Genomic DNA, 19,921 nt, shown 5'->3' with positions numbered 1-19,921 from the left:
CGTGATGCCGCGGCCGGCGGCCACGAGACAACGGACAAGACCATGCAGAACTTCAACTGGACCAACCCCTACCCCTCCGTGCGCATTCCGCTGTTCGCGCGCAACGTGGTGTCGACCTCGCATCCGCTCGCTGCGCAAGCGGGCCTGCGCATGCTGCTGAAGGGCGGCAATGCCGTGGATGCGGCCATCGCGGCCGCGGCGGCGATCACCATCGTCGAGCCCGTGTCCTGCGGCCTGGGCAGCGACGCCTTCGCCATCCTGTGGGACGGCAAGGAACTGCACGGCCTGAACTCGTCCGGCGTCGCGCCGGCCGCCTGGAACCCAGAGTATTTCAAGAGCAAGTACGGCACCGATGCCAACGGACTGGCGAACCGCCCGATCCGCGGGTGGGACTCGGTCACGGTTCCCGGCGTGGTCGCGGGCTGGGCCGCGTTGCATGAACGCTTCGGCAAGCTGCCGTTTGCCGACCTGATGGAACCGGCCATCGAGATCGCCGAGCGCGGCTACGCGATGCCGCCCGTGGTGGCGCACAAGTGGGCCGCCGCGGTGCCGGAGCTGAAGGACCAGCCGGGCTTTGCCGAGACCTTCATGCCCAACGGCCGCGCGCCGCAGGTCGGTGAGAAGTTCACCATGAAGGCCGCCGCCGAGACGCTGCGCAAGATCGGCGAGACGCGTGGCCGCTCGTACTACGAAGGCGAGATCGCCGAAAAGATCGCCGCCTTCAGCAAGCAGTGCGGCGGCGCGATGACGCTGGACGACCTGCGCAACTACCGGCCCGACTGGGTCAAGCCGATCAGCAAGTCCTATCGCGGCTACGAGCTGCACGAGATCCCGCCGAACGGCCAGGGCATCGCGGCGCTGATCGCGCTGGGCATTCTCGACCAGTTCGACCTGAGCGCCCTGCCGGTGGATTCGGTCGACTCCCAGCACCTGCAGATCGAAGCGATGAAACTGGCGTTCGCCGACCTCTACCGCTACGTGGCCGACCCGCGCAGCATGGAAGTCACGCCCGAGCAGATGCTCGATGACGCCTACCTGAAGTCGCGCGCGAAGCTGATCGACATGCAGCGCGCCACGCACTTCGATTTCGGCATGCCCAAGGTTGGCGGCACCATCTACCTGACCGCGGCCGACGAGAACGGCATGATGATCTCGTTCATCCAGTCGAACTACATGGGCTTCGGCTCGGGCGTGGTGGTGCCGGGCACCGGCATCAGCCTGCAGAACCGTGGCGTGGGCTTCTCGATGGATCCGAAGTCCGCCAACGTGGTGGCGGGCGGCAAGCGGCCGTTCCACACCATCATCCCGGCGTTCCTGACGCGCGACGGCCAGCCGGTGATGAGCTTCGGCGTGATGGGCGGCGACATGCAGCCGCAAGGCCACCTGCAGACGGTGGTCCGCATGCTCGACTACAAGCAGCAGCCGCAAGCGGCCTGCTGCGCGCCGCGCTGGAAGGTCAACCGCGACTTCACGCTGGACGTGGAAAGCACCATGGACCCCGCCACCGTCGAAGGCCTGAAGGCACGCGGCCACCAGCTCAAGTCGGTGGACGATCCGTACATGGATTTTGGCTCGGGCCAGTTCATCTGGCGCCTGTCGGAAGACGCGGAGCATGGGTACGTTGCCGCCAGCGACAGCCGGCGCGACGGGCAGGCCGTCGGCTACTGACCGCCGTCCCCGCCACAGCACGAAGGGCGCTTCCGGATACGGGCAGCGCCCTTTTTGTTGGACGCGTTTCGCGGTTCACGCATCCGCGGTAACTGGCCCGTCGGCCGGCAGCGCAACTGTCCATGGCACCCCGATGTCACGCGGCTACACTGTGGTGCAATCCCGCCTGCAAAGACCATCATGACCGCCTACGCCTTTCGCCTGCTCAACGTCTTCGCCGAATCCACGTTCGGCGGCAACCCGCTATGCGTCTTCGAGGATGCCCGCGGCATGGACGACGCCACCATGCAGGCGCTGGCGCTGCAGTTCAACCTGTCGGAAACCACCTTCATCCTGCCTTCGGAACAGGCGCATGCGCAGGTTCGGATCTTCACGCCCGGCTATGAAATGCGCTTTGCGGGGCATCCGACGCTCGGCACCGCGCATGTCGTGCGCGACCTGGTCGCCAGCGGCGACCGGCTGACGCTCGAGTTCAAGGCTGGCGTCGTGCCCGTCGAGGCCAACCGCGATGTCTGGACCTTCACGGCCCCGCACGCCGGAGCGCCCAGGACCGCCGCCGTGGACCTCCCCGATGCGGAAATGGCGGCACTGCTGGGACTGGAAGCGCGCGACCTGCTGACCTCGCCGATGTGGGTCGATACCGGTGCGGACCAGTTGCTGGTGGCGGTCCGCAGCACGGATGCCGTGCAGCGGGCCCGGCCGGACACCGCGCGGCTGGAGCAATGGCCGCAAAGCAGCCTGGGCCGCAAGACCGCCTATGTGTTCGCCTTTGATCCGACCCGACCGGGCCGCGTGCTCGCGCGGTATTTCTTCAGCAAGCAAGGTGGCGGGGTGGCGGAAGATCCAGGTACCGGGTCTGCATGCGCCAACCTTGGCGGCTGGCTGCTGGCCAATGCGCACGTGCTGCCGGCCGAGTACGAAGTCGACCAGGGTGCCGCCGTCGACCGTCCCTGTACGCTGCGGCTGGCCGTGACCGCCGCCGGCGCGATCCGTGTCGGCGGCCGCGTGATCGAAATCGGCCGCGGCACCGTCACGCTGTAACGCGAGCCTGCTCTCTCATGATCGCCCCCATGGATCCGCACACCATCGCCACGCTCGCCGAACTCGAAGCGCTGTATGCGCAGCCGGCTGCGCCATCGCTTGCCAAGGAAGTCGATTACCTGCATCCGCATTACCGTGCCTTTGTCGAAGCGGCGCCGCTGTGCCTGCTGTCGACGGTGGGCCGGGACGCTGCGGAGTGCTCGCCGCGCGGCGACGCGCCCGGCTTCGTGCAGGTGCTCGATGAACGCACACTGCTGATGCCTGACCGGCGCGGCAACAATCGCATCGACAGCCTGCGCAATATCGTCGCCGACCCGCGCGTGGGATTGCTGTTCGTGATCCCGGGCATCAACGAGACGCTGCGCGTCAACGGCACGGCGCGGATATCGGTCGACCCGGACCTGCTTGCCAGGTGCGCGGTCGAGGACAAGACCCCTGTGTCGGTACTGGTCATCCACGTGCAGGCAGTGTTCTTCCAATGCGCCCGCGCGCTGCTGCGTTCCAAGGTCTGGGACGCCGGTGCACAGCGTCCACGCAGCACGCTGCCCAGTAATGGCGAGATCCTGGCCGCGCTGAGCCGCAACGCGATCGACGGCGAAGCCTACGACCGCGAACTGCCCGAGCGGCTGCGCACCACGCTCTACTGAGAACGAATAGGCGCCGGATCAGGCATCACCCGCGCGGCAGCCATTCCGCCGAGTGCGTGCCGAGCGGTTCCGATGGCAGGACCCAACGGGCAGGCGTTTCCGACAACTGCGCGGCGTGACGAACCACGGTCAGCATGCCGAAGCCTGATGGCAGGACTTCCAGCAGATCTGCCACGTCATCGATCTTTTGCTCGGGCGCCTGCAACCCGGCCGGCACGCGTCCCAGGCTCCTCAGCCACTGCCCGACCTGCGCCAACGACACGCGTACGTGCCAGCTGCCGCCCTCGATGGCGCGCCGGTGCAGTGCCGCCATGGCGCCGAAAGCCAGCAGGTAGCCGGCGGCGTGGTCGAGTACCTGGGCCGGCAACGGATGTGGCACATCGTCACCGGCAGCCTGGGCCTCCGCATGATTGAAGCCTGTGGCCGTCTGCACCAGCGAATCGAATCCCCGCTTGCCCGACCACGGGCCGACATGGCCATAGGCACTCAACGACACATAGACCAGCCCCGGCCGCGCACGGGCCGCGGCCTCCGGGCCAACGCCGAGTTCCGCGAGGCCGCCGGGCCGGTAGCCCTGGATCATGACGTCGGCGCCGTGCAGCAGCTTGTGCAGCGTGCGCTTGTCGTCGGGATCGCGCAGGTCGAGCTCGCAGTTGCGCTTGCCGCGGCCGGTATCGATGACCAGCGGCGCAATCGACGGCAGGTGTGCCGCCGTGACCAGCAGCACGTCGGCGCCATGTGCCGCGAGCGTGCGTCCGGCCACGGGACCCGCGATGATCCGCGTGAAATCGAGGACTCGCACGCCAGAAAGCGGCCGCCCTTCGGCCGCTGGCAGCGCGGGCATTGGTTGCGGTGGCGCTTCGCCGATCCGCTCCAGCGTGACCGGCGGCAGCCCGCGCAACGCCTCGGCCTGGGGGTGCCGGTCCCATTCATCGAAGCTCCGCATGGCCGCGACGACCAGGCCGGCGTCGGAGGCCGTGGCCTCGAATGCCTCGGCTTCCCACTTGCCCAGCGCCGCCTGCACGGCGGCCTTGTCATGGGCGCAGCCCAGCAGGCGCAGCACGCCATCGCGGTGGTGCGGGAAATTGGTGTGCAGGCGGACCCAGCGGCCGTCGCCGCAGCGGTAGACGCCGGCAATCTTGTCCCACAGCTCCGGCGCCGCGCCGCCATCCACGCGAAGGTAGCGTTCGCTGCGGAACTCGGTGATGGCGTGGCGCATGTCCACGGCCACCTTCTGCCAGCGTCCGGTGCGCTGCTGCCATAGCGCCGCGGCGGCGAGTGCCGAGGCTGCCAGGCTGGCCTGCGCCGCCGTGCCGACGGCAAAGCTGGACGGAAGCACCGGATCGGCGCCCGTCAGGTCAAGGTTGTCCAGTGCTTCGGCGGGTAGGCCGACGCCTTGCCACAAGCCGGCGGCGACGGTAGCGGGCGCGACGGGAACGGAAGCGGTATCGAAACTGGCAGTCATGGCGGCAAACCCCGGAAAGATGGCGGCTGGGGCGAGGCCAGCCGGCCGGTGAACGTCCGGCCTCCATGCTACCCCCGGACGTCACTTTCGGCTGCCCTGGCGGACCGCCCGGGACAGCGCGGCACACAAAAGCGGGCACAAACCCGCACGCTTGCGCCGGGTGGCGCCGCTGGCACGGTAAAATCACGAAATTGGCAATCCGCCACGCAACACTGAAGACCGAGCGGTCCATCCAGCCGCCACACGGCGCCACCATGAGCCACGACAACAAGCCTACCGACAGCACGCCCGCCTCGCCCGCAGCCTCCAACTTCCTGCGGAGCATCATCGACCACGACCTCGCCGCCGGCACCTATGCCGGCCGCCAGGACAGCCAGGGCGAGCCGCTGCCGACCGTCATCACCCGCTTCCCGCCGGAGCCGAACGGTTACCTGCATATCGGCCACGCCAAAAGCATCTGCCTGAACTTCGGCCTGGCGCGCGACTACGGCGGCCGCTGCCACCTGCGCTTCGATGACACCAACCCGGTCAAGGAAGACACCGAATACGTCGACTCGATCATCGACGCGGTGCACTGGCTGGGCTTCTCCTGGGACAACAAGACCCCGGGCGGCCAGCCGCACCTGCACTACGCAAGCGACTACTTCGACCAGCTTTACACGTTCGCCGAGAAGCTGATCGAGCGCGGGGCGGCCTACATCGACAGCCAGAGCGCCGAGCAGATCGCCGCCCACCGCGGCAACTTCTCCGAACTGGGCAAGCCTTCGCCGTTCCGCGACCGCAGCGTCGAGGAAAACCTTCAGCTGTTCCGCGACATGCGCGACGGCAAGTACAAGGACGGCGAGCACGTGCTGCGCGCGAAGATCGACATGAGCGCGCCCAACATCGTCATGCGCGATCCGGTTCTGTACCGCATCCGCCATGCGCACCACCACCGTACCGGCGACAAGTGGTGCATCTATCCGATGTACGACTTCACGCACTGCATTTCGGATGCGATCGAGAACATCTCGCATTCGCTGTGCACGCTCGAGTTCGAGAACAACCGCCCGCTGTACGACTGGGTGCTCGAACACCTGCGCGATTGCGGCGTGTTCCGCGATCCGCTGCCGCACCAGTATGAATTCGCGCGCCTGAACCTCACCTACGCGATCACCAGCAAGCGCAAGCTCAAGCAGCTGGTGGACGAGCAGCGCGTGGATGGCTGGGACGATCCGCGCATGCCGACCATCGTCGGCATCCGCCGCCGCGGCTATACGCCGGAGTCGATCCAGCTGTTCTGCGACCGCGTCGGCGTGGCCAAGGCGGACAGCTGGATCGACATGAGCACGCTCGAAGGCTCGGTGCGCGATGACCTGGACGGACGCGCCGCGCGCGGCGTGGCCGTGCTCGATCCGCTCAAGCTGATCCTGGACAACTACCCCGAAGGCCAGACCGAGGCATGCTCGGCGCCCGTGCATCCGAAGAAGCCGGAGCTGGGCAAGCGCGTGTTCCCGATCTCGCGCGAGCTGTGGATCGAGCGCGAGGACTTCAACGAGACGCCGCCGAAGGGTTATTTCCGCCTGTTCCCGGGCAACAAGGTGCGCCTGAAGTACGGCTACGTGATCGAGTGCACCGGCGTGGACAAGGACGCCGATGGCAACGTGGTGGCGGTGCATGCCAACTACCTGCCCGACACCAAGAGCGGCACGCCGGGCGCGGACAGCGTCAAGGTCAAGGGCGTGATCCACTGGGTCAGCGCCGCAGCGGCCTATGAATGCGAAGTGCGCCTGTACGACCGCCTGTTCAACGACCCCAACCCGGATGCCGGCGGCAAGAACTTCCTGGAAGCGCTGAACCCGGACTCGAAGCAGGTCATCACCGCCTACCTCGAGCCGAGCCTGCGCGACGCCGCGCCGGAAGACCGCTTCCAGTTCGAGCGCCACGGCTACTTCGTCGCCGACCGCGTCGATTCGCAGCCGGGCAAGCCGGTCTTCAACCGCATCGTCGGACTGAAGGACAGCTGGGGCAAGTGATGGCAAAGGCAGGCAAACCCCAGGTGCAGGTCATCACGTTCCCGCTCGATCGCGAGTTCATCGCGCTCAACGACCTGCTCAAGCTGGCGGGTGTGTGCGACAGCGGCGGCGCCGGCAAGGCGCTGGTCGCCGCCGGTGAAGTCTCGGTGGACGGCGAGCCCGAATCGCGCAAGACTGCCAAGATTCGCGCTGGCCAGGTCGTGAGCCTGTCCGGCATCGACATCCGGGTGGTCGCGGCCTGACGGCTGGGGTCGGCAGCGGCGCGGCCGCTGCCAGGAATACAGCTTCACGGAAGGACGGAACCATGCCGATCGCATTCTGGTGTGTCCTCGTGGCGGGCATCCTTCCCGTCGTGACCGTGGCCATTGCCAAGGCCGGCGGCAAGGCCTTTGACAACCACGACCCGCGCGGCTGGCTCGAGCGCCAGAGCGGCCGCGCGCGCCGCGCCGACCTGGCGCACCGCAACCATTTCGAAGCGTTCCCCTTCTTTGCCGCGGCAGTGCTGATCGCCACCCACCTGCAGGCGCCCCAGGCTCGCATCAACGAACTGGCGATGGTCTTCATCGTTGCGCGCGTGCTCTACACCGTGTGCTACCTGACCGATCGCGCCACGCTGCGCACGCTGTGCTGGACCATCGGCTTCCTGTCGGTGGTCGGCATCTTCCTGTTGCCCGTCTTCGTGCATAACTAAGGAACGCCCCGCCATGCGCACGCGTTGCCTTGCGTGGCTGTTGGCCGCCCTGAGCGGGGCCACTGTCGCTGCCCCGGTCGCCTACACCGTCGACCCGACGCATACGAGCGTCTACTTCGCCGCCAGCCACTTCGACCGCACCACGGTGCGCGGGCGCTTCGGCAAGATCGACGGGCGGATCGTCTATGACCCCGCCACGGGCGCCGGCGGCATCGACTTCACCGTGGAAACGGCTTCGATCGACAGCGGCAACCGCAGCCTCGACGGCGTGCTTCGTTCGCCACAGTTCCTGGATGCCGCCAATTCCCCGGTTGCCCGGCTGCGGGCCAACCGCTTCATCGTCGAGAACGGCAAGCTCGTGGCGGTGGAAGGCGAACTCAGCCTGCTCGGCACGACGCTGCCGCTGCGGCTGGAGGTCGATCGCTTCAGCTGCGGCGAAATCTCGCTGTTCGGCATCCGCCGCAAGGTTTGCGGCGGTGACTTCCACGCCACCGTGGTGCGCAGCACCTTCGGCATCACGCGCTTCCTGCCGGAAGTGGGCGATAACGTAACCCTGCAGATCTCCGTCGAGGCGTCGCCCGCGGATTCGGCTGCGCCGTGACGGCATCCGATCACCTTTACGCCGGGATTTTTTTGTAGAATCGGCGGTTGGCTTCCCTACAATTGCCTGCCGCGCGTCGCATCCTGCGTGCCGGCGACGCGAGACAGACAATGATCGATATCCACTCGGGCGACATCGTGGCCGCCGCGCTGGCGGCGTCCGGCGCCTGCCTGCTGTGCGCCATCCCTCTCGAATTCCTGCGGCGCTTCCCGCTCTGGGCGGTGCGCACCTACGGCCGCGGCGCGCTGCTGCTGCCGTTCCTGGCCATGACGGTCGGAACCTGGCTGTTCCGCCTCACGCTGGCCGGCCAGCTCGACAGCCCTGCCGGGAACGCCATGGTGGTCGCGGCGGCCTTCCTGACGACGGTGCTGATGTCGGCGCTGCTGCGCTTCTACCTCAGCGACTACCGCAAACGCTGACCCCCGCCGGCTGGCCAGGCGCCAGCCAGCCCGCGCCGGAGTCGGGCCCGGACATATGGCCGGCCGCCCGATTCACGTATGATGCGGCCTTTCGCGTCGCACGACGCGTGCCGTATCCCTTTCTCCATGGCGCTCAAATCCACCATTTTCAAAGCCGAACTGTCGGTGTCCGACATGGACCGGCCGTACTACGGCAGCCATACGCTGACCATCGCCCAGCACCCGTCCGAGAACGACGCACGCATGATGGTGCGCCTGCTGGCCTTTGCCTGCGAGGCGAGCGAGACCCTCGCCTTCACGCGCGGCCTGGACGAACCCGACGAACCCGATTTGTGGGACCGCAAGCTGACCGGTGACATCGAGCACTGGGTGGAACTCGGCCAGCCCGACGAATCGCGGCTGAAGCGCGCGGCCGCCCGTTCTGACCGCGTCACGGTCTACGCCTACAACGGCGCCAGCGCGCGCGAGTGGTGGAAGGGCATGGCCGGCAAGGCGGGCAAGCTGCGCAATGTGACGATCTACAATGTGCCGACTGACGCGGTCGACGCGCTGGCTGCGCTGGCCCAACGTGCCATGCGCCTGTCCGTGACGATCCAGGACGGCGAAATCTGGGTCAGCGACGATGACCGCAACGTGCAACTGACGCTGGACGTGCTCCAGCGCGCCGAAAGCTGAGCAGGCCGGTGCGCACTGCGCACCGGCCTGCTCAGCTCCCCGCTCCAACCGCATTTTTATGCACCAACCGGAAGGAATCACACCATGCAAACCACCCCGTCTGGCCTGCAGTACGAAGACACCACCGTCGGTTCCGGCGCCGAAGCCGTTGCCGGCAAGCACGTGACCGTGCACTACACCGGCTGGCTGTACGAAAACGGCCAGGCCGGCCGCAAGTTCGATTCGAGCAAGGATCGCAACGATCCGTTCGTGTTTCCGCTGGGCGCCGGCCATGTCATCCGCGGCTGGGACGAAGGCGTGCAGGGCATGAAGGTTGGCGGCGTGCGCCGCCTGGTGATCCCGGCCGACCTCGGCTATGGTGCACGCGGCGCCGGCGGCGTGATTCCGCCCAACGCCACGCTGCTGTTCGAAGTGGAACTGCTGGGCGTCTGACGCCGGCGGCGAGGCGGGCGCTGCCCGCTTCGCTTGTGGATGGCCTCAGAAACCGATGGCGGCGTTGCCGACATCGACCCGGACCTTGTCGCGTTCCAGCAGGCGCGCCGCGTGGCGGGCATAGTCCTGTGCCCACGCGGTATCGCTTGCAAAGCGCGACTCCCCTGAAAATTTGGCCACGTTCAGGATCTTGTCGATCACGAGCACCTTGCCGACCGGGCTCGACGCCTGGCAGTCCAGCTCGGTGTACTCCTTGTCGAACCAGCGCCACGCTGCCTCTTCCCCGACGGCCGCCAGTTCCGCCTGGCCGATCGAGAATTCGAACTCCTTGCCGTTGCCGAACACCACCGTAAGCGTACGCGCCATTGCCGGTTCTCCAAGGTCGTGATGATGCCGCCATTGTAGAGACTAGGTGGCAGGCTGAGCCAGTCCGAACCGGCCTCAACACAAGCCGGCCTGATCGAGGACAAGGCGGCCGTTGCGGATCGAGCGTTGCCTGGCGCCCACACCCTTGCCTGCCATCGACCCAATATGGCGCTCGTGCCGCTTCCTGGCCCCGCCCGTCGGCCGACTTTGCATTATGCTGGCAACATGGCCATCACCCGACAGGACCTCGAAACGGATCGGCTGCGCACCTCGCTGTGCAGCACGCCGGTCGCGTCCGCCCTGTTGCCTGTGGAAGCCTTCGAGCGTTCCCTGCACGAGGCACTGGCCAGCCGCCCCGATGACTGCGCCCTCCACGGCGATGTCTGGGTCTTCGGCTACGGCTCGCTGATCTGGAACCCGATGGTGGTGCATACCGAACGCCAGCGCGCCACCGTGCATGGCTACCATCGCGGCTTCTATCTTTACTCCCGTATCAACCGCGGCACGTGGGACAACCCGGGGCTGGTGCTTGGCCTCGACCGCGGCGGCTGCTGCCACGGCATGGTCTTCCGTATTCCGAGCCACGTGGTCGAGCAGGAATTCCGGCTGTTGTGGCGCCGCGAGATGCTGACAGGCGCCTACCATCCGCGCTGGCTGCGCATCCGCACCGGCCCCGCCGAGGGTCCGGACGGCCCCGAGCAGCGTGCGCTGGCCTTCGTCATGAACCGTGACCACGAGGGCTATGCAGGGCGCTTGCCCGACGCCAGCGTGGTGGAGCGGCTGCGTCACGCCGTCGGCCTCTATGGCCCGGCGCGCGAGTATCTGCAGCAAACGCTGCTGGGCCTGGCCACCAATGGCGTCGACGACCCCTACCTCGGCCGGCTGTGGCGCCAGCTCCAGGACCATGACGCCGCCGATGCGCAACGCGGTCATGGCGGGTCGGCCCATCCGTCGCAGTCTGCTGGCGAAGAGGCGCCGTTGCCCGCGCCGGCAAGCCCGCACGAGACCGTCTGACCCAGGAGCGAATGCCATGACGCGCCCCTTTGTCCGCACCCGCCGCCACGCGCTTGCCGAAATGCTGGGACTGATGGGCCTGCTGAGCTGTGGCGCCCTGCTGGCCGGCCAGGGTGGGCAGACGCTGGCGGCACGCCCCGCCCGCAGTTCGGAGGAAGCGGGCTCGTCACGCGGCCCACACGGCAACGGCGCCCACGTCCCGAATCACTCGGAAGGGATCACCGCACTGGACCGCAACCTGATCACCGCCGCGACCGGGGGCGATCTGGAACTCGTCAACCGCCTGCTGGCAGCCGGCGCCTCGGCGCAGGCTGTCGACGAACGGGGTCGCAGCGCGCTGCTGGCGGCGGTCTACAACCGGCGCGGCGACGTGGCAAGGACGCTGACTCTGGCCGGCGCCGACGTCAATCGCAAGGACGCCGAGTTCAACAGCCCGTTCCTGCTGGCGGCCGCCACGGGGCAGGTCGAGGTAGTGCGGCTCTCGCTGTCGCATGGCGCGGACCTGGCCAGCACGGACCGCTACGATGGCACCGCGCTGATCGCGGCCTGCCAGCACGGCAATGTCGAGGTGGTGAAGCTGCTGCTGCAGAAGGGCATTGCCGTGGACCACGTCAACCAGCTTGGCTGGACGGCCCTGCTCGAGGCCGTGATCCTCGGCGATGGCAGCGCGCGCTATGAAGAGATCGTGCAGTTGCTGATCGACGCCGGTGCCGACGCCAACCTGGCGGACCGCGAAGGCGTGTCGCCCACGCGCCATGCGCGCGAGCGTGGCTACAAGTCGATGGTCAAGATCCTCATGCGCGCACGCGGTCACTGACCTCGGCGCGCCCTGTTCCGCCGCCTCAGGCGGCCGGCTTCTGCGCGTCGGCCGTGCGCACGTTCTCGGTTTCCTGCAGCTGGCGCCACATCACCTTGCCCGTGCCGGACTTGGGCAAGGCATCGACGAACTCGACCACGCGCGGGTACTTGTAGGCCGCCATGTTTTCCTTGGCCCACTCGACGATGTCCTCGGCCGTGGTCTTGCCTTTGGCCTGCGCACGCAGCACCACCACGGCCTTCACGGTCTCGCCGCGATACGCGTCGCGCGTGCCGATGATGCATGCTTCCTGCACCGCCGGATGCTTGTACAGCAGGTTTTCCACCTCGGCCGGCCACACCTTGAAGCCGGAGGCATTGATCATGCGCTTGAGGCGGTCGGTGATGAAGTAGTAGCCCTCTTCATCCATGCGCCCGAGGTCGCCGGTGCGGAAGAAGGTCCTGCCGTCGAACTGGATGAAGGCGTCGCGCGTGGCGTCTTCCTTCCCCCAGTAGCCCTTGAACACCTGCGGGCCCGACACGATGATCTCGCCGACTTCGTTGGACGGCAGTTCCTCGAGCGTGACCGGATCGACGATGCGAGCATCGGTATTGAAGGTCGGCACGCCCAGGCATTGCAGCTTGGGGCGATCCGCCGGATTGCTGTGCGTCGGTGCCATGGTCTCCGACAGGCCATAGCCTTCCAGGTAGTTCAGCCCGAACTGGTCGCGCAGCCGCTCGGCAATGGCCTGCGGCATGGCCGCGCCACCGCCGCCGATGTAGCGCAGGCTGGACAGGTCGAACTCCGGCAGGTTGGGGCTGGCCAGGAAGTCGATCACCATGGTCGGGATGTTGGTCCAGTGCGTGACCTGGTAGCGCGAGATCAGGCGCCCGGCCACCTCGCGGTCCCAGCGCGGCAGCATCACGACCGTGGCGCCGCTGTAGATCGGGCCGTTCATGCCGTACTGCATGCCCGTCACGTGGAACAGCGGCAGCACCGACAGGATCACCGATTCCGCGCCACTCCCTGACCACGTCGAGCCGCCGATGATGTTGTGCATGACAGAACGGTGCGTGTGGATGCAGCCCTTCGGGAAGCCGGTGGTGCCGGAGGTATAGGGCATCACCGCCATGTCGTCGGGGCCGGCCGTATGTGGCCCCGGCCGCAAGCCTGCGCCAAGCGCTTCGGCCCACGGCGTGGCGCCGGCCGGCAACGGATGCTGCGTCGTCAGCCAGGCGGCCGGGGCGTCTTCGGGATGCTCGTGGGTGGCTGGCAAGGCGTCCGAATATTGCGACACCAGCAAATGCTGCAGCCGATCGGCCGGAGCCAGCTCTGACTGGGCCTGCTCGACACCGGCGCCCAGGTCGGCAGTGCAGATGGCCACGCGCGCACCGGCATCCGTGACGTAGTGCTTGAACTCTTCGGCCCGGTTCATCGGGTTGACCGGCACCACCACGGCGTCCGCGCGCAGGATTGCGTAGTAGCTGATGAGGAACTGCGGGCAGTTCTGCATGTACAGCAGCACGCGGTCGCCCTTCTTCACGCCGGCCTTCTGCTGCAGCCAGCCCGCCAGCGCGGTGGCCTGCGCCTCCAGTTCGCGGAACGTGACAGTCTTGCCGAAGTAGCGAATGGCCGCCTTGTCCGCATAGCGGCGTGCGGAAACCTCCAGGTTGTACCAGAGCGACGTCTCCGGCAGCACGATCGCGGTTGGCACGCGCTTGGGCCAGAACTGGAAATGCGGGCGAGCAAGGGTCTGCATCGAAGAGTCTCCTGAACGGTCTTTGGCGACCTGTTTGTAAGGGTGTCATCGACTATAACCGAACGATCGTTCTATTTTCAATCGATGGCTTTCCCCAATCACGCTCCGGATGTCGGGCTGGTGCGGTTGCATTTGGCGCCCTTGCCCTCACAATCGCTGTATTACAGAACTCCACGCCTGCCCGACAGGCCCCGCTGCCATGAGCGACGTCACCTTGCAGAATTTTGAACCGGAAGTGATCGAGGCCTCGCGTCAGGCCCCGGTTCTCGTGGATTTCTGGGCGCCGTGGTGCGGCCCCTGCCGCACGCTCGGCCCGATGCTGGAAAAGCTCGAGGCGGAAGCCGACGGCCAGTGGAAGCTGGTCAAGGTAAATGTGGACGAAAACCAGGAACTGGCCGGCCACTTCGGCGTACGCAGCATTCCGCACGTGGTGGCCTTCGCCGACGGGCAGGCGGTCGACCAGTTCACCGGCGTGCTGCCGGAATCGGGCCTGCGCGAGTTCCTGTCGCGCCTCACGCCGGACCCCGCGCTACTGGCACTGGACGAGGCCAGGAACCTGGCCGCGGCCGGAGACCGGCAGGCTGCCGGAGATGCCTTCCAGGCGGCGCTGGCGCTGGACCCCGGTTCCGATGCGGCGCGCTTCGCATATATCAGCTTCCTGCTCGACGGCAATGCGCTTGCCGAGGCGGAAGCCGAATTCGGCAAGTTGTCGGCACAAGCTCCGCAGGACGACGCCTACACCGCCCTGCGCACGCGCGTGGACGCCATGAAGGGCGTGGCCGACCTGCCCGACGAGCAGACCTTGACGAACCGCGTCGCGGCCGACCCGCATGACCTTTCCGGCCGCCTGGACCTAGCACGGCTGCTGATCGCGCGGCAGCAGTACGAACCGGCGCTGGAGCAGTTGCTGGCCATCGTGCGCGCGGACCGCGGCTTCGAGGACGACATCGGCCGCAAGACCATGCTCTCGGTGTTCGACATGCTCGCCGACCAGCCCGACGTGGTGTCGCGCTGGCGCCGGCAACTGAGCACCTCGCTCAACTGACGGCCACTGGACGACGTGGCGCGGTAAACTGGCGGCCCTGATTTTCGGCATTGCGCCCGCCATAACCGCCAAACCCGCCATGACTGCCTCCGTGCGCCTGATCGATTTCCAAGCCGCCGCGCCCGCGCCGAGCCACGACCGCCCTCGCCCTGACCGCCTGGTCGCGGGCAACCCCGACCGTACCACCTGGACGCACTACAGCGCGCGGCATGGCGATTTCGACTGCGGCATGTGGGCGTGCGAGCCGGGGTCCTGGCGCATTGCCTTCCCGGCCGGCAAGGAGGAATTCTTCCACGTGGTCAGCGGGCGCATTCGCATCAGCGACGACGCCGGCGCGGCCAGCGAGTTCGGCCCGGGCGATGCCTGCGTGATTCCCGCCGGTTTCACCGGCCTGTTCGAAGTGCTCGAACCGGTGCGCAAGTATTTCGTCGTGATCGACCGCGAGGCGGCGCGCCCCGCCTGAATTCAGGCCGGCTGGCCGGCCGGCGCCTCGATCAGCGTGAAGCCGTTTTCGCGCATGTGCTCGACCATCATGGTGTCCATCGACTTGACGTGGTGGTCGAACCAGCCGGACAGCTCGGCCACCAGGCGGCGGCCAAGATCCAGTTCCCCGTCGCTGACGACTTTGTCGCGCACGGCCTGGGCCACGGCCAGTACCTGCTTGTGTTCGCCGGCGTGGCAATGCCGCGGGCCGAAGTCCATGGCCTCCATCCAGGTTTCTTCCTGGGCGAAATGATGCCGCGTGTGCTCGATCCATTCGTCCATGGCGGGCAGGAAACCGGCGTCGTCCGCGCGCGCGACGGCATCCAGCAACTGCACGAATTCCGCATGGGTGGCATCGGTGACGGGTTCGCCCAGCATGAGGTGGGCAGGCAGGCCGTCTGTGGAAAGCTGGTCTTTGGAATCCATGGATGGGGCTGGCACGGCGGGCGGCACGAAAAGAAACGGAAAGGATACCGAATTCAGCCCCGCGGCATCTGATATTGCGCAAATCCTCCCGGAACGCGCGGGAGGTTATGCTTCCCGTTGCGCCGCCCCCGCGGCCCTCCGAGCCGAGACTTCCCACATGCCACGACTGATCTTTTTCTGCGGCCATGCCGGCACCGGCAAGACCACCCTGGCGCATCGCCTGATCGGCCCGCTGATGCAGGCCACCGGCGAGCCGTTCTGCCTGCTCGACAAGGACACGCTGTACGGCCGCTACAGCGCAGCGGCCATGGCCGCCATTACCGGCGACCCGAATGACCGGGACAGCCCGGCTTACCTGGAAAACCTGCGCGACCCGGAATATCAGGGGCTGCTCGACACCGCGCGTGAAAACCTGGCCCTTGGCATCAGCGTGCTGGTGATCGGCCCGTTGTCGCGCGAGGTGAAAGCCCACCAGCTTCATGATCCGGCCTGGCTCAAGGTCCCGCCCGGAACCGACGTCCACATCGTGTGGGTCCACCTGCCGGAAGACGATGCGCACGACCGCATCGTCCAGCGTGGCAATCCCAATGACGCCTACAAGCTGGCGCACTGGGACGCCTACCGCACGCGCCGCTTTATGCCCGTGCCGGCGGAATACCCCGAACTCGTCTACTTCAACAACCTCGCGCCCGGCGAGGCGGAAACGGACGCACTGCTGCGCGCATTGAGCGCTTAGACGTCGCCTCTGGCGATAGCGCCGATCACGGCCGACGCCGCCACGAAGCCGAACACCGCGGTCACGGCCACCGAGGAGCCAAAGCCCGCGCAGGCCAGCCCCTGCGGGCCCGATGCCGGCGCCACGGCCGCTGCCGGCGGCGCTTCGTCGAGCTCGCACGCCTGCTGCTCGGGTTCGGGATATTGCAGCGGCTCGTCCGAATAGACCGCGGCAATGCCGAACTTCTTCTTCGGGTCGCGCGGAAAGCCCCAGTCCCTGCGCAGGTTACCGCGCACCTTGGCCAGCAGCGGATCCTGGATCGTGCGGGCGAGGTCGTCGATGCGCACGCGCGTCGGGTCGAACTGGCCACCCGCGCCGCCGCAGGTGATGACGGGCACGCCCTCGCGGCGCGCCCAGCCCAGCATGGCGGTCTTGACGCGCACGGCGTCGATGGCGTCGATCACGTAGTCATGGCCGCTGCCCAGCAGCCCGGCCACGTTGTCGATCGTGACGAAGTCATCGACCTGCGTGACGCGGCAGCGCGGATTGATTGCCAGGATGCGTTCGGCCATGGCCTCGACCTTGGCACGCCCGTAGGCATCGCCCAGCGCGTGGATCTGCCGGTTGGTATTGGACAGCGCGATATGGTCCAGGTCGATCAGCGTGATGCGCCCGACCGCATTGCGCGCCAGCGCTTCGGCGGCCCAGCTGCCGACGCCGCCGATGCCCACCACGCAGACACTGGCGGCTTCCAGCCGCGCCAGACCGGCAGCGCCGTAGAGCCGGGCAACGCCACCGAAGCGCCGGTGGTAATCGTCATCGGCGGGGCTTTCGTGGATCAGCGGCTCGGGCAATTCGGGCTGGCGGGAGCGGGAGACAGCGTCGTTCATGCTGGCAGTCAGTGCGGGGAAAGTGGGTGGAAAAGCATGCTGGCGTGGCATGGCGCGCACGCCACCGTGTCAGCCATCCCCCGACAGGTAAGCGAAGCGCGCAACTATACAATAGACGTAGTGGCCCGTCCGCCGCACAGGTTGCCGTTGCCGGGCGCCCTCCCACAGGAGACTACCCATGCCGGTGCGCCGCAAGGTCATTCTCTGGGCAGCGCTGACGCCGATCCTGCTGATTGCCCTGCTGCTCGTCGTGATCCTGACCTTCGACTGGAATCGCTTCAAGCCCTGGCTGAACGAGCGGGTATCGGACGCCATCGGTCGCCCGTTCGCGATCAACGGCGACCTCACCGTCACCTGGCGCTCGGCCGAAGGCGAGACCGGCTGGCATACGTTTGTCCCGTGGCCCCGGCTGTCGGCGCGCGACATCACCGTCGGCAACCCGGACTGGACCCAGTCGCCGAACATCGCGACCGTGCGCGAGCTGATCTTCGTGCTGCGCCCATTGCCGCTGCTGTCCCACGAGATCGCGGTGCCGACCATCGTCATCGACAGCCCGGCGGTATGGCTCGAACGGCTGGCCGACAACCGCAACAACTGGACCTTTGATACCGGCCCCAAGAAAAAACCTTCTTCCTGGCACCTGGATATCGGCGAAGTCGTGCTCTCGCGCGGCAACCTGGCGCTGTCCGACCAGGCGCAGAAAATCGACCTGCAGGCGACGGTCGACACCATTGGCAATGAAGCGGTATACGACAAGGCGCGCGACGGCGATCTGGTGGTGCCGAGCGCCTCCGCGCCGGCCGGCAGACCTGCACCATCGGCTGCAAGCGTCCCTTCCGCGTCCGGTCCACCGGCCAATGCCGTAGCCGGCAACCAGCGCTATGGCCTGCGCTGGAAGGCTACGGGCCGCTACAACGAAGCCACCATCAATGCCAGCGGGAAAGCCGGCAACGTGCTGAGCCTGCGCAATATCAACGTACCGTTCCCGCTGCTGGCCGATGTGCGGGTCGGCGCGACCCGGGCTGTCATCGAAGGCACGCTGACCGATCCCGCGCATCTCGCTGCGCTGGATGTCCACCTGCAGTTGCAGGGCGACAGCATGGCCAAGCTGTACGCGCTGACCGGCATCGTGCTCCCCTCCACGCCGCCGTACGAAACGCGCGGCCGCCTGGTAGGGACGATCCACAAGGGTGCCTCGGTCTATGCGTACCGCGACTTTACCGGCCGCGTGGGCGGCAGCGACCTGAGCGGCACGCTGACCTACACGCAACGCGCGCCGCGGCCGCTGCTGGAGGGCAAGCTGGTCTCCAACGAACTGCGCTTCGTCGACCTGGCACCGCTGATCGGCGCCAATGCGAAACCGGGCAAACCGGCGCCGGACAGCAACGTGCGGCAGCCGGCCGACAAGGCCCTGCCGGTGGCACCTTTCCGCACCGAGCGCTGGGACGCCATCGATGCCGACGTGCATTTCACCGGCAAGCGGATCATCCGCGATGAACGACTGCCGATCACCGACCTGGTGACGCACCTGAAGCTCACGGATGCAGTGCTGCTGCTCGACCCGCTCAACTTCGGCGTGGCCGGCGGCAACCTCGTGTCCACCATCCAGCTCGACGGCAAGCGCGAGCCGATGGGCGCGAAGATCGACATGCGCGCGCGTCATCTCAAGCTCAAGCAGCTGTTCCCGACGGTGCAGTCGATGCGCGCCAGCATCGGCGAAATGAACGGCAGCGCCAAACTGTCGGCAGCCGGGAATTCGGTGGGTGCGCTGCTGGGATCCTCCAATGGCGAAGCCAAGCTGCTGGTGGAAAACGGCACGGTGAGCAAGTTCCTGCTGGAAGCGATGGGCCTTAACGTGGGGAGCGTCATCATCTCGAAGCTGTTCGGCGACAAACCCGTGCAGATCAACTGCGGCGTGGGCGATTTCGCCTTCACCAACGGCATCGCACGCGCGCGCACGTTCACGCTCGATACGCAGGACGCCGAGATCAATGCCGTCGGAGCCATCGACCTGAACAGTGAAAAGCTGGCGATGACGATCCACCCTGACTCGAAGGGTATGCGGATCTTCTCGCTGCGCTCGCCGCTCTATGTCGGCGGTACGCTGAAGAAGCCGCGCGTCAGCCCGGATATCGGCATCCTCGCGCTGCGGGCCGGCGGTGCGCTGGCCCTGGCGCTCGCGGCACCCGTGGCCACAGCCGTGGTGCCATTGGTGGACCTGTCGTCCTCGAAGGAAAACCAGTGCGGCCGCCTGCTGGCGGAACTGCACGATCGCCCGACCGCGCCGCCGCCGGGCAAGACCTACCGCGACCCGAAGGCACCCAACGCGGCCAGTGCCGTGGCCGCGGAACTGCGCAAGCCGGGGCAGCCAGACAGCGCGAAGGGGCAAGCCAAGCAGGCTGAGCAGGCACAGTCGGCTACCTCCCCGCCGGCCCAGCAAGCCGCCGATGGCGCTCGGCCACCGGCGCGGCAGCCTGCGGCGCCGCCGGTCAACCGCCCCGCCAACGACACCGAGCTCTACAAGGGCGGTTGACGCCCTCGACCTTCATCGCTGCAAATTCACAACACTCCTGGCGTGAATTTTCGGTACAGGTCGATTCTGCGTTGTGCCACGCCCATAGCGGGCGCATAATTAAACGGCCATTTACAAGATGTATCAAACAAATGGCACACTCCGGGTGCCGGCAACGGCGCCCTTCCGAAGGTGCGGCCCATGGCCGCCCTTGTTTTTTTGTTGCTCGCTGCAACCGGCAACAAAAAGCCGAATTCGCCG

21 protein-coding genes are annotated in these 19,921 nt (G+C 67.1%); 16 read left to right on the top strand and 5 right to left on the bottom strand.

Annotated elements, in window-relative coordinates; all coding sequences use genetic code 11:
* Window positions 1-42: 42 nt before the first annotated feature.
* The 3 genes from ggt to AC3FKH_RS05655 all read left to right on the top strand — a co-directional run bounded on the left by ggt (window position 43) and on the right by AC3FKH_RS05655 (window position 3,356).
* A complete protein-coding gene (gene ggt, locus AC3FKH_RS05665) occupies window positions 43-1,668 on the top strand; it encodes a gamma-glutamyltransferase (RefSeq protein ID WP_483708826.1) in 1,626 nt (541 codons plus the stop codon).
* 180 nt (window positions 1,669-1,848) lie between these two features.
* The gene (locus AC3FKH_RS05660; protein ID WP_488673632.1) at window positions 1,849-2,709 is read left to right on the top strand and encodes a PhzF family phenazine biosynthesis protein; all 861 of its coding nucleotides are present in this window, start codon (window positions 1,849-1,851) and stop codon (window positions 2,707-2,709) included.
* Between the two features lie 29 nt (window positions 2,710-2,738).
* Window positions 2,739-3,356: a pyridoxamine 5'-phosphate oxidase family protein gene (locus AC3FKH_RS05655; protein WP_488673630.1), complete on the top strand. Its 618-nt coding sequence runs from the start codon at window positions 2,739-2,741 to the stop codon at window positions 3,354-3,356.
* A 25-nt stretch (window positions 3,357-3,381) separates the two neighbouring features.
* Here the strand turns inward: AC3FKH_RS05655 and AC3FKH_RS05650 are convergent, their stop codons facing one another.
* Window positions 3,382-4,821 carry a CoA transferase gene (locus AC3FKH_RS05650; protein WP_488673629.1) on the bottom strand — a complete coding sequence of 480 codons (1,440 nt, stop codon included), beginning with the start codon at window positions 4,819-4,821 and terminating at the stop codon, window positions 3,382-3,384.
* Window positions 4,822-5,075: 254 nt separating this feature from the next.
* Between AC3FKH_RS05650 and AC3FKH_RS05645 the strand changes: the two genes are divergently transcribed.
* The 7 genes from AC3FKH_RS05645 (at window position 5,076) to AC3FKH_RS05615 (ending at window position 9,654) form a co-directional block, all read left to right on the top strand.
* A complete protein-coding gene (locus tag AC3FKH_RS05645) occupies window positions 5,076-6,836 on the top strand; it encodes a glutamine--tRNA ligase/YqeY domain fusion protein (protein ID WP_488673627.1) in 1,761 nt (586 codons plus the stop codon).
* Window positions 6,836-7,078 (top strand): RNA-binding S4 domain-containing protein, encoded by a 243-nt coding sequence (locus AC3FKH_RS05640; protein ID WP_483731484.1) that lies wholly within the window; start codon window positions 6,836-6,838, stop codon window positions 7,076-7,078. Before AC3FKH_RS05645 ends, AC3FKH_RS05640 begins: the two co-directional genes overlap by 1 nt.
* Window positions 7,079-7,140: 62 nt before the next feature.
* Complete coding sequence (locus AC3FKH_RS05635; RefSeq protein WP_488673625.1) at window positions 7,141-7,527, top strand: MAPEG family protein; 387 nt, start codon at window positions 7,141-7,143, stop codon at window positions 7,525-7,527.
* Between the two features lie 13 nt (window positions 7,528-7,540).
* On the top strand, window positions 7,541-8,128 hold the full coding sequence (locus AC3FKH_RS05630) for a YceI family protein (protein ID WP_488673623.1): 588 nt from the start codon (window positions 7,541-7,543) through the stop codon (window positions 8,126-8,128).
* A 110-nt stretch (window positions 8,129-8,238) separates the two neighbouring features.
* The gene (locus AC3FKH_RS05625; protein ID WP_211948713.1) at window positions 8,239-8,547 is read left to right on the top strand and encodes a hypothetical protein; all 309 of its coding nucleotides are present in this window, start codon (window positions 8,239-8,241) and stop codon (window positions 8,545-8,547) included.
* Window positions 8,548-8,673: 126 nt separating this feature from the next.
* Window positions 8,674-9,222: a YaeQ family protein gene (locus tag AC3FKH_RS05620; RefSeq protein WP_483731480.1), complete on the top strand. Its 549-nt coding sequence runs from the start codon at window positions 8,674-8,676 to the stop codon at window positions 9,220-9,222.
* Between the two features lie 84 nt (window positions 9,223-9,306).
* Window positions 9,307-9,654, top strand: coding sequence for an FKBP-type peptidyl-prolyl cis-trans isomerase (locus AC3FKH_RS05615; protein WP_011297011.1), 348 nt, complete (start codon window positions 9,307-9,309; stop codon window positions 9,652-9,654).
* A gap of 45 nt (window positions 9,655-9,699) precedes the next feature.
* Here AC3FKH_RS05615 and AC3FKH_RS05610 read toward each other — a convergent pair whose 3' ends face one another.
* Window positions 9,700-10,020, bottom strand: a complete 321-nt coding sequence (locus AC3FKH_RS05610; protein WP_488673621.1) for a hypothetical protein — start codon at window positions 10,018-10,020, stop codon at window positions 9,700-9,702.
* A gap of 225 nt (window positions 10,021-10,245) precedes the next feature.
* On the opposite strand from AC3FKH_RS05610, the gene AC3FKH_RS05605 reads away from it, so the two are divergent.
* Together AC3FKH_RS05605 and AC3FKH_RS05600 are read left to right on the top strand one after the other, a co-directional pair.
* On the top strand, window positions 10,246-11,034 hold the full coding sequence (locus AC3FKH_RS05605; RefSeq protein WP_488673619.1) for a gamma-glutamylcyclotransferase: 789 nt from the start codon (window positions 10,246-10,248) through the stop codon (window positions 11,032-11,034).
* Window positions 11,035-11,050: 16 nt separating this feature from the next.
* Complete coding sequence (locus AC3FKH_RS05600) at window positions 11,051-11,851, top strand: ankyrin repeat domain-containing protein (protein WP_488673617.1); 801 nt, start codon at window positions 11,051-11,053, stop codon at window positions 11,849-11,851.
* Window positions 11,852-11,876: 25 nt separating this feature from the next.
* Here the strand turns inward: AC3FKH_RS05600 and AC3FKH_RS05595 are convergent, their stop codons facing one another.
* Window positions 11,877-13,589, bottom strand: a complete 1,713-nt coding sequence (locus tag AC3FKH_RS05595; protein ID WP_488673615.1) for a long-chain fatty acid--CoA ligase — start codon at window positions 13,587-13,589, stop codon at window positions 11,877-11,879.
* Between the two features lie 199 nt (window positions 13,590-13,788).
* Between AC3FKH_RS05595 and trxA the strand changes: the two genes are divergently transcribed.
* Complete coding sequence (gene trxA, locus AC3FKH_RS05590) at window positions 13,789-14,634, top strand: thioredoxin (protein WP_488673613.1); 846 nt, start codon at window positions 13,789-13,791, stop codon at window positions 14,632-14,634.
* A 79-nt stretch (window positions 14,635-14,713) separates the two neighbouring features.
* Window positions 14,714-15,097 (top strand): cupin domain-containing protein, encoded by a 384-nt coding sequence (locus tag AC3FKH_RS05585; protein ID WP_488673612.1) that lies wholly within the window; start codon window positions 14,714-14,716, stop codon window positions 15,095-15,097.
* 2 nt (window positions 15,098-15,099) lie between these two features.
* Here the strand turns inward: AC3FKH_RS05585 and AC3FKH_RS05580 are convergent, their stop codons facing one another.
* Complete coding sequence (locus AC3FKH_RS05580) at window positions 15,100-15,543, bottom strand: bacteriohemerythrin (protein WP_488673611.1); 444 nt, start codon at window positions 15,541-15,543, stop codon at window positions 15,100-15,102.
* A gap of 157 nt (window positions 15,544-15,700) precedes the next feature.
* On the opposite strand from AC3FKH_RS05580, the gene AC3FKH_RS05575 reads away from it, so the two are divergent.
* The gene (locus AC3FKH_RS05575; RefSeq protein ID WP_488673610.1) at window positions 15,701-16,279 is read left to right on the top strand and encodes a P-loop nucleotide/nucleoside kinase family protein; all 579 of its coding nucleotides are present in this window, start codon (window positions 15,701-15,703) and stop codon (window positions 16,277-16,279) included.
* On the opposite strand, the gene tcdA is transcribed toward AC3FKH_RS05575, so the two are convergent.
* Window positions 16,276-17,148 (bottom strand): tRNA cyclic N6-threonylcarbamoyladenosine(37) synthase TcdA, encoded by an 873-nt coding sequence (tcdA, locus tag AC3FKH_RS05570; protein WP_488673608.1) that lies wholly within the window; start codon window positions 17,146-17,148, stop codon window positions 16,276-16,278. The genes AC3FKH_RS05575 and tcdA overlap by 4 nt on opposite strands.
* A 178-nt stretch (window positions 17,149-17,326) precedes the next feature.
* Here tcdA and AC3FKH_RS05565 point away from each other — a divergent pair, with 178 nt between their 5' ends.
* On the top strand, window positions 17,327-19,681 hold the full coding sequence (locus tag AC3FKH_RS05565; protein WP_488673606.1) for an AsmA family protein: 2,355 nt from the start codon (window positions 17,327-17,329) through the stop codon (window positions 19,679-19,681).
* Window positions 19,682-19,921: the final 240 nt, after the last annotated feature.

The organism is Cupriavidus sp. 21MJTG02-4 (assembly GCF_057798975.1).
Note: the sequence above shows the minus strand (reverse complement) of the source record. Positions and strands in the feature narration are given on the sequence as shown.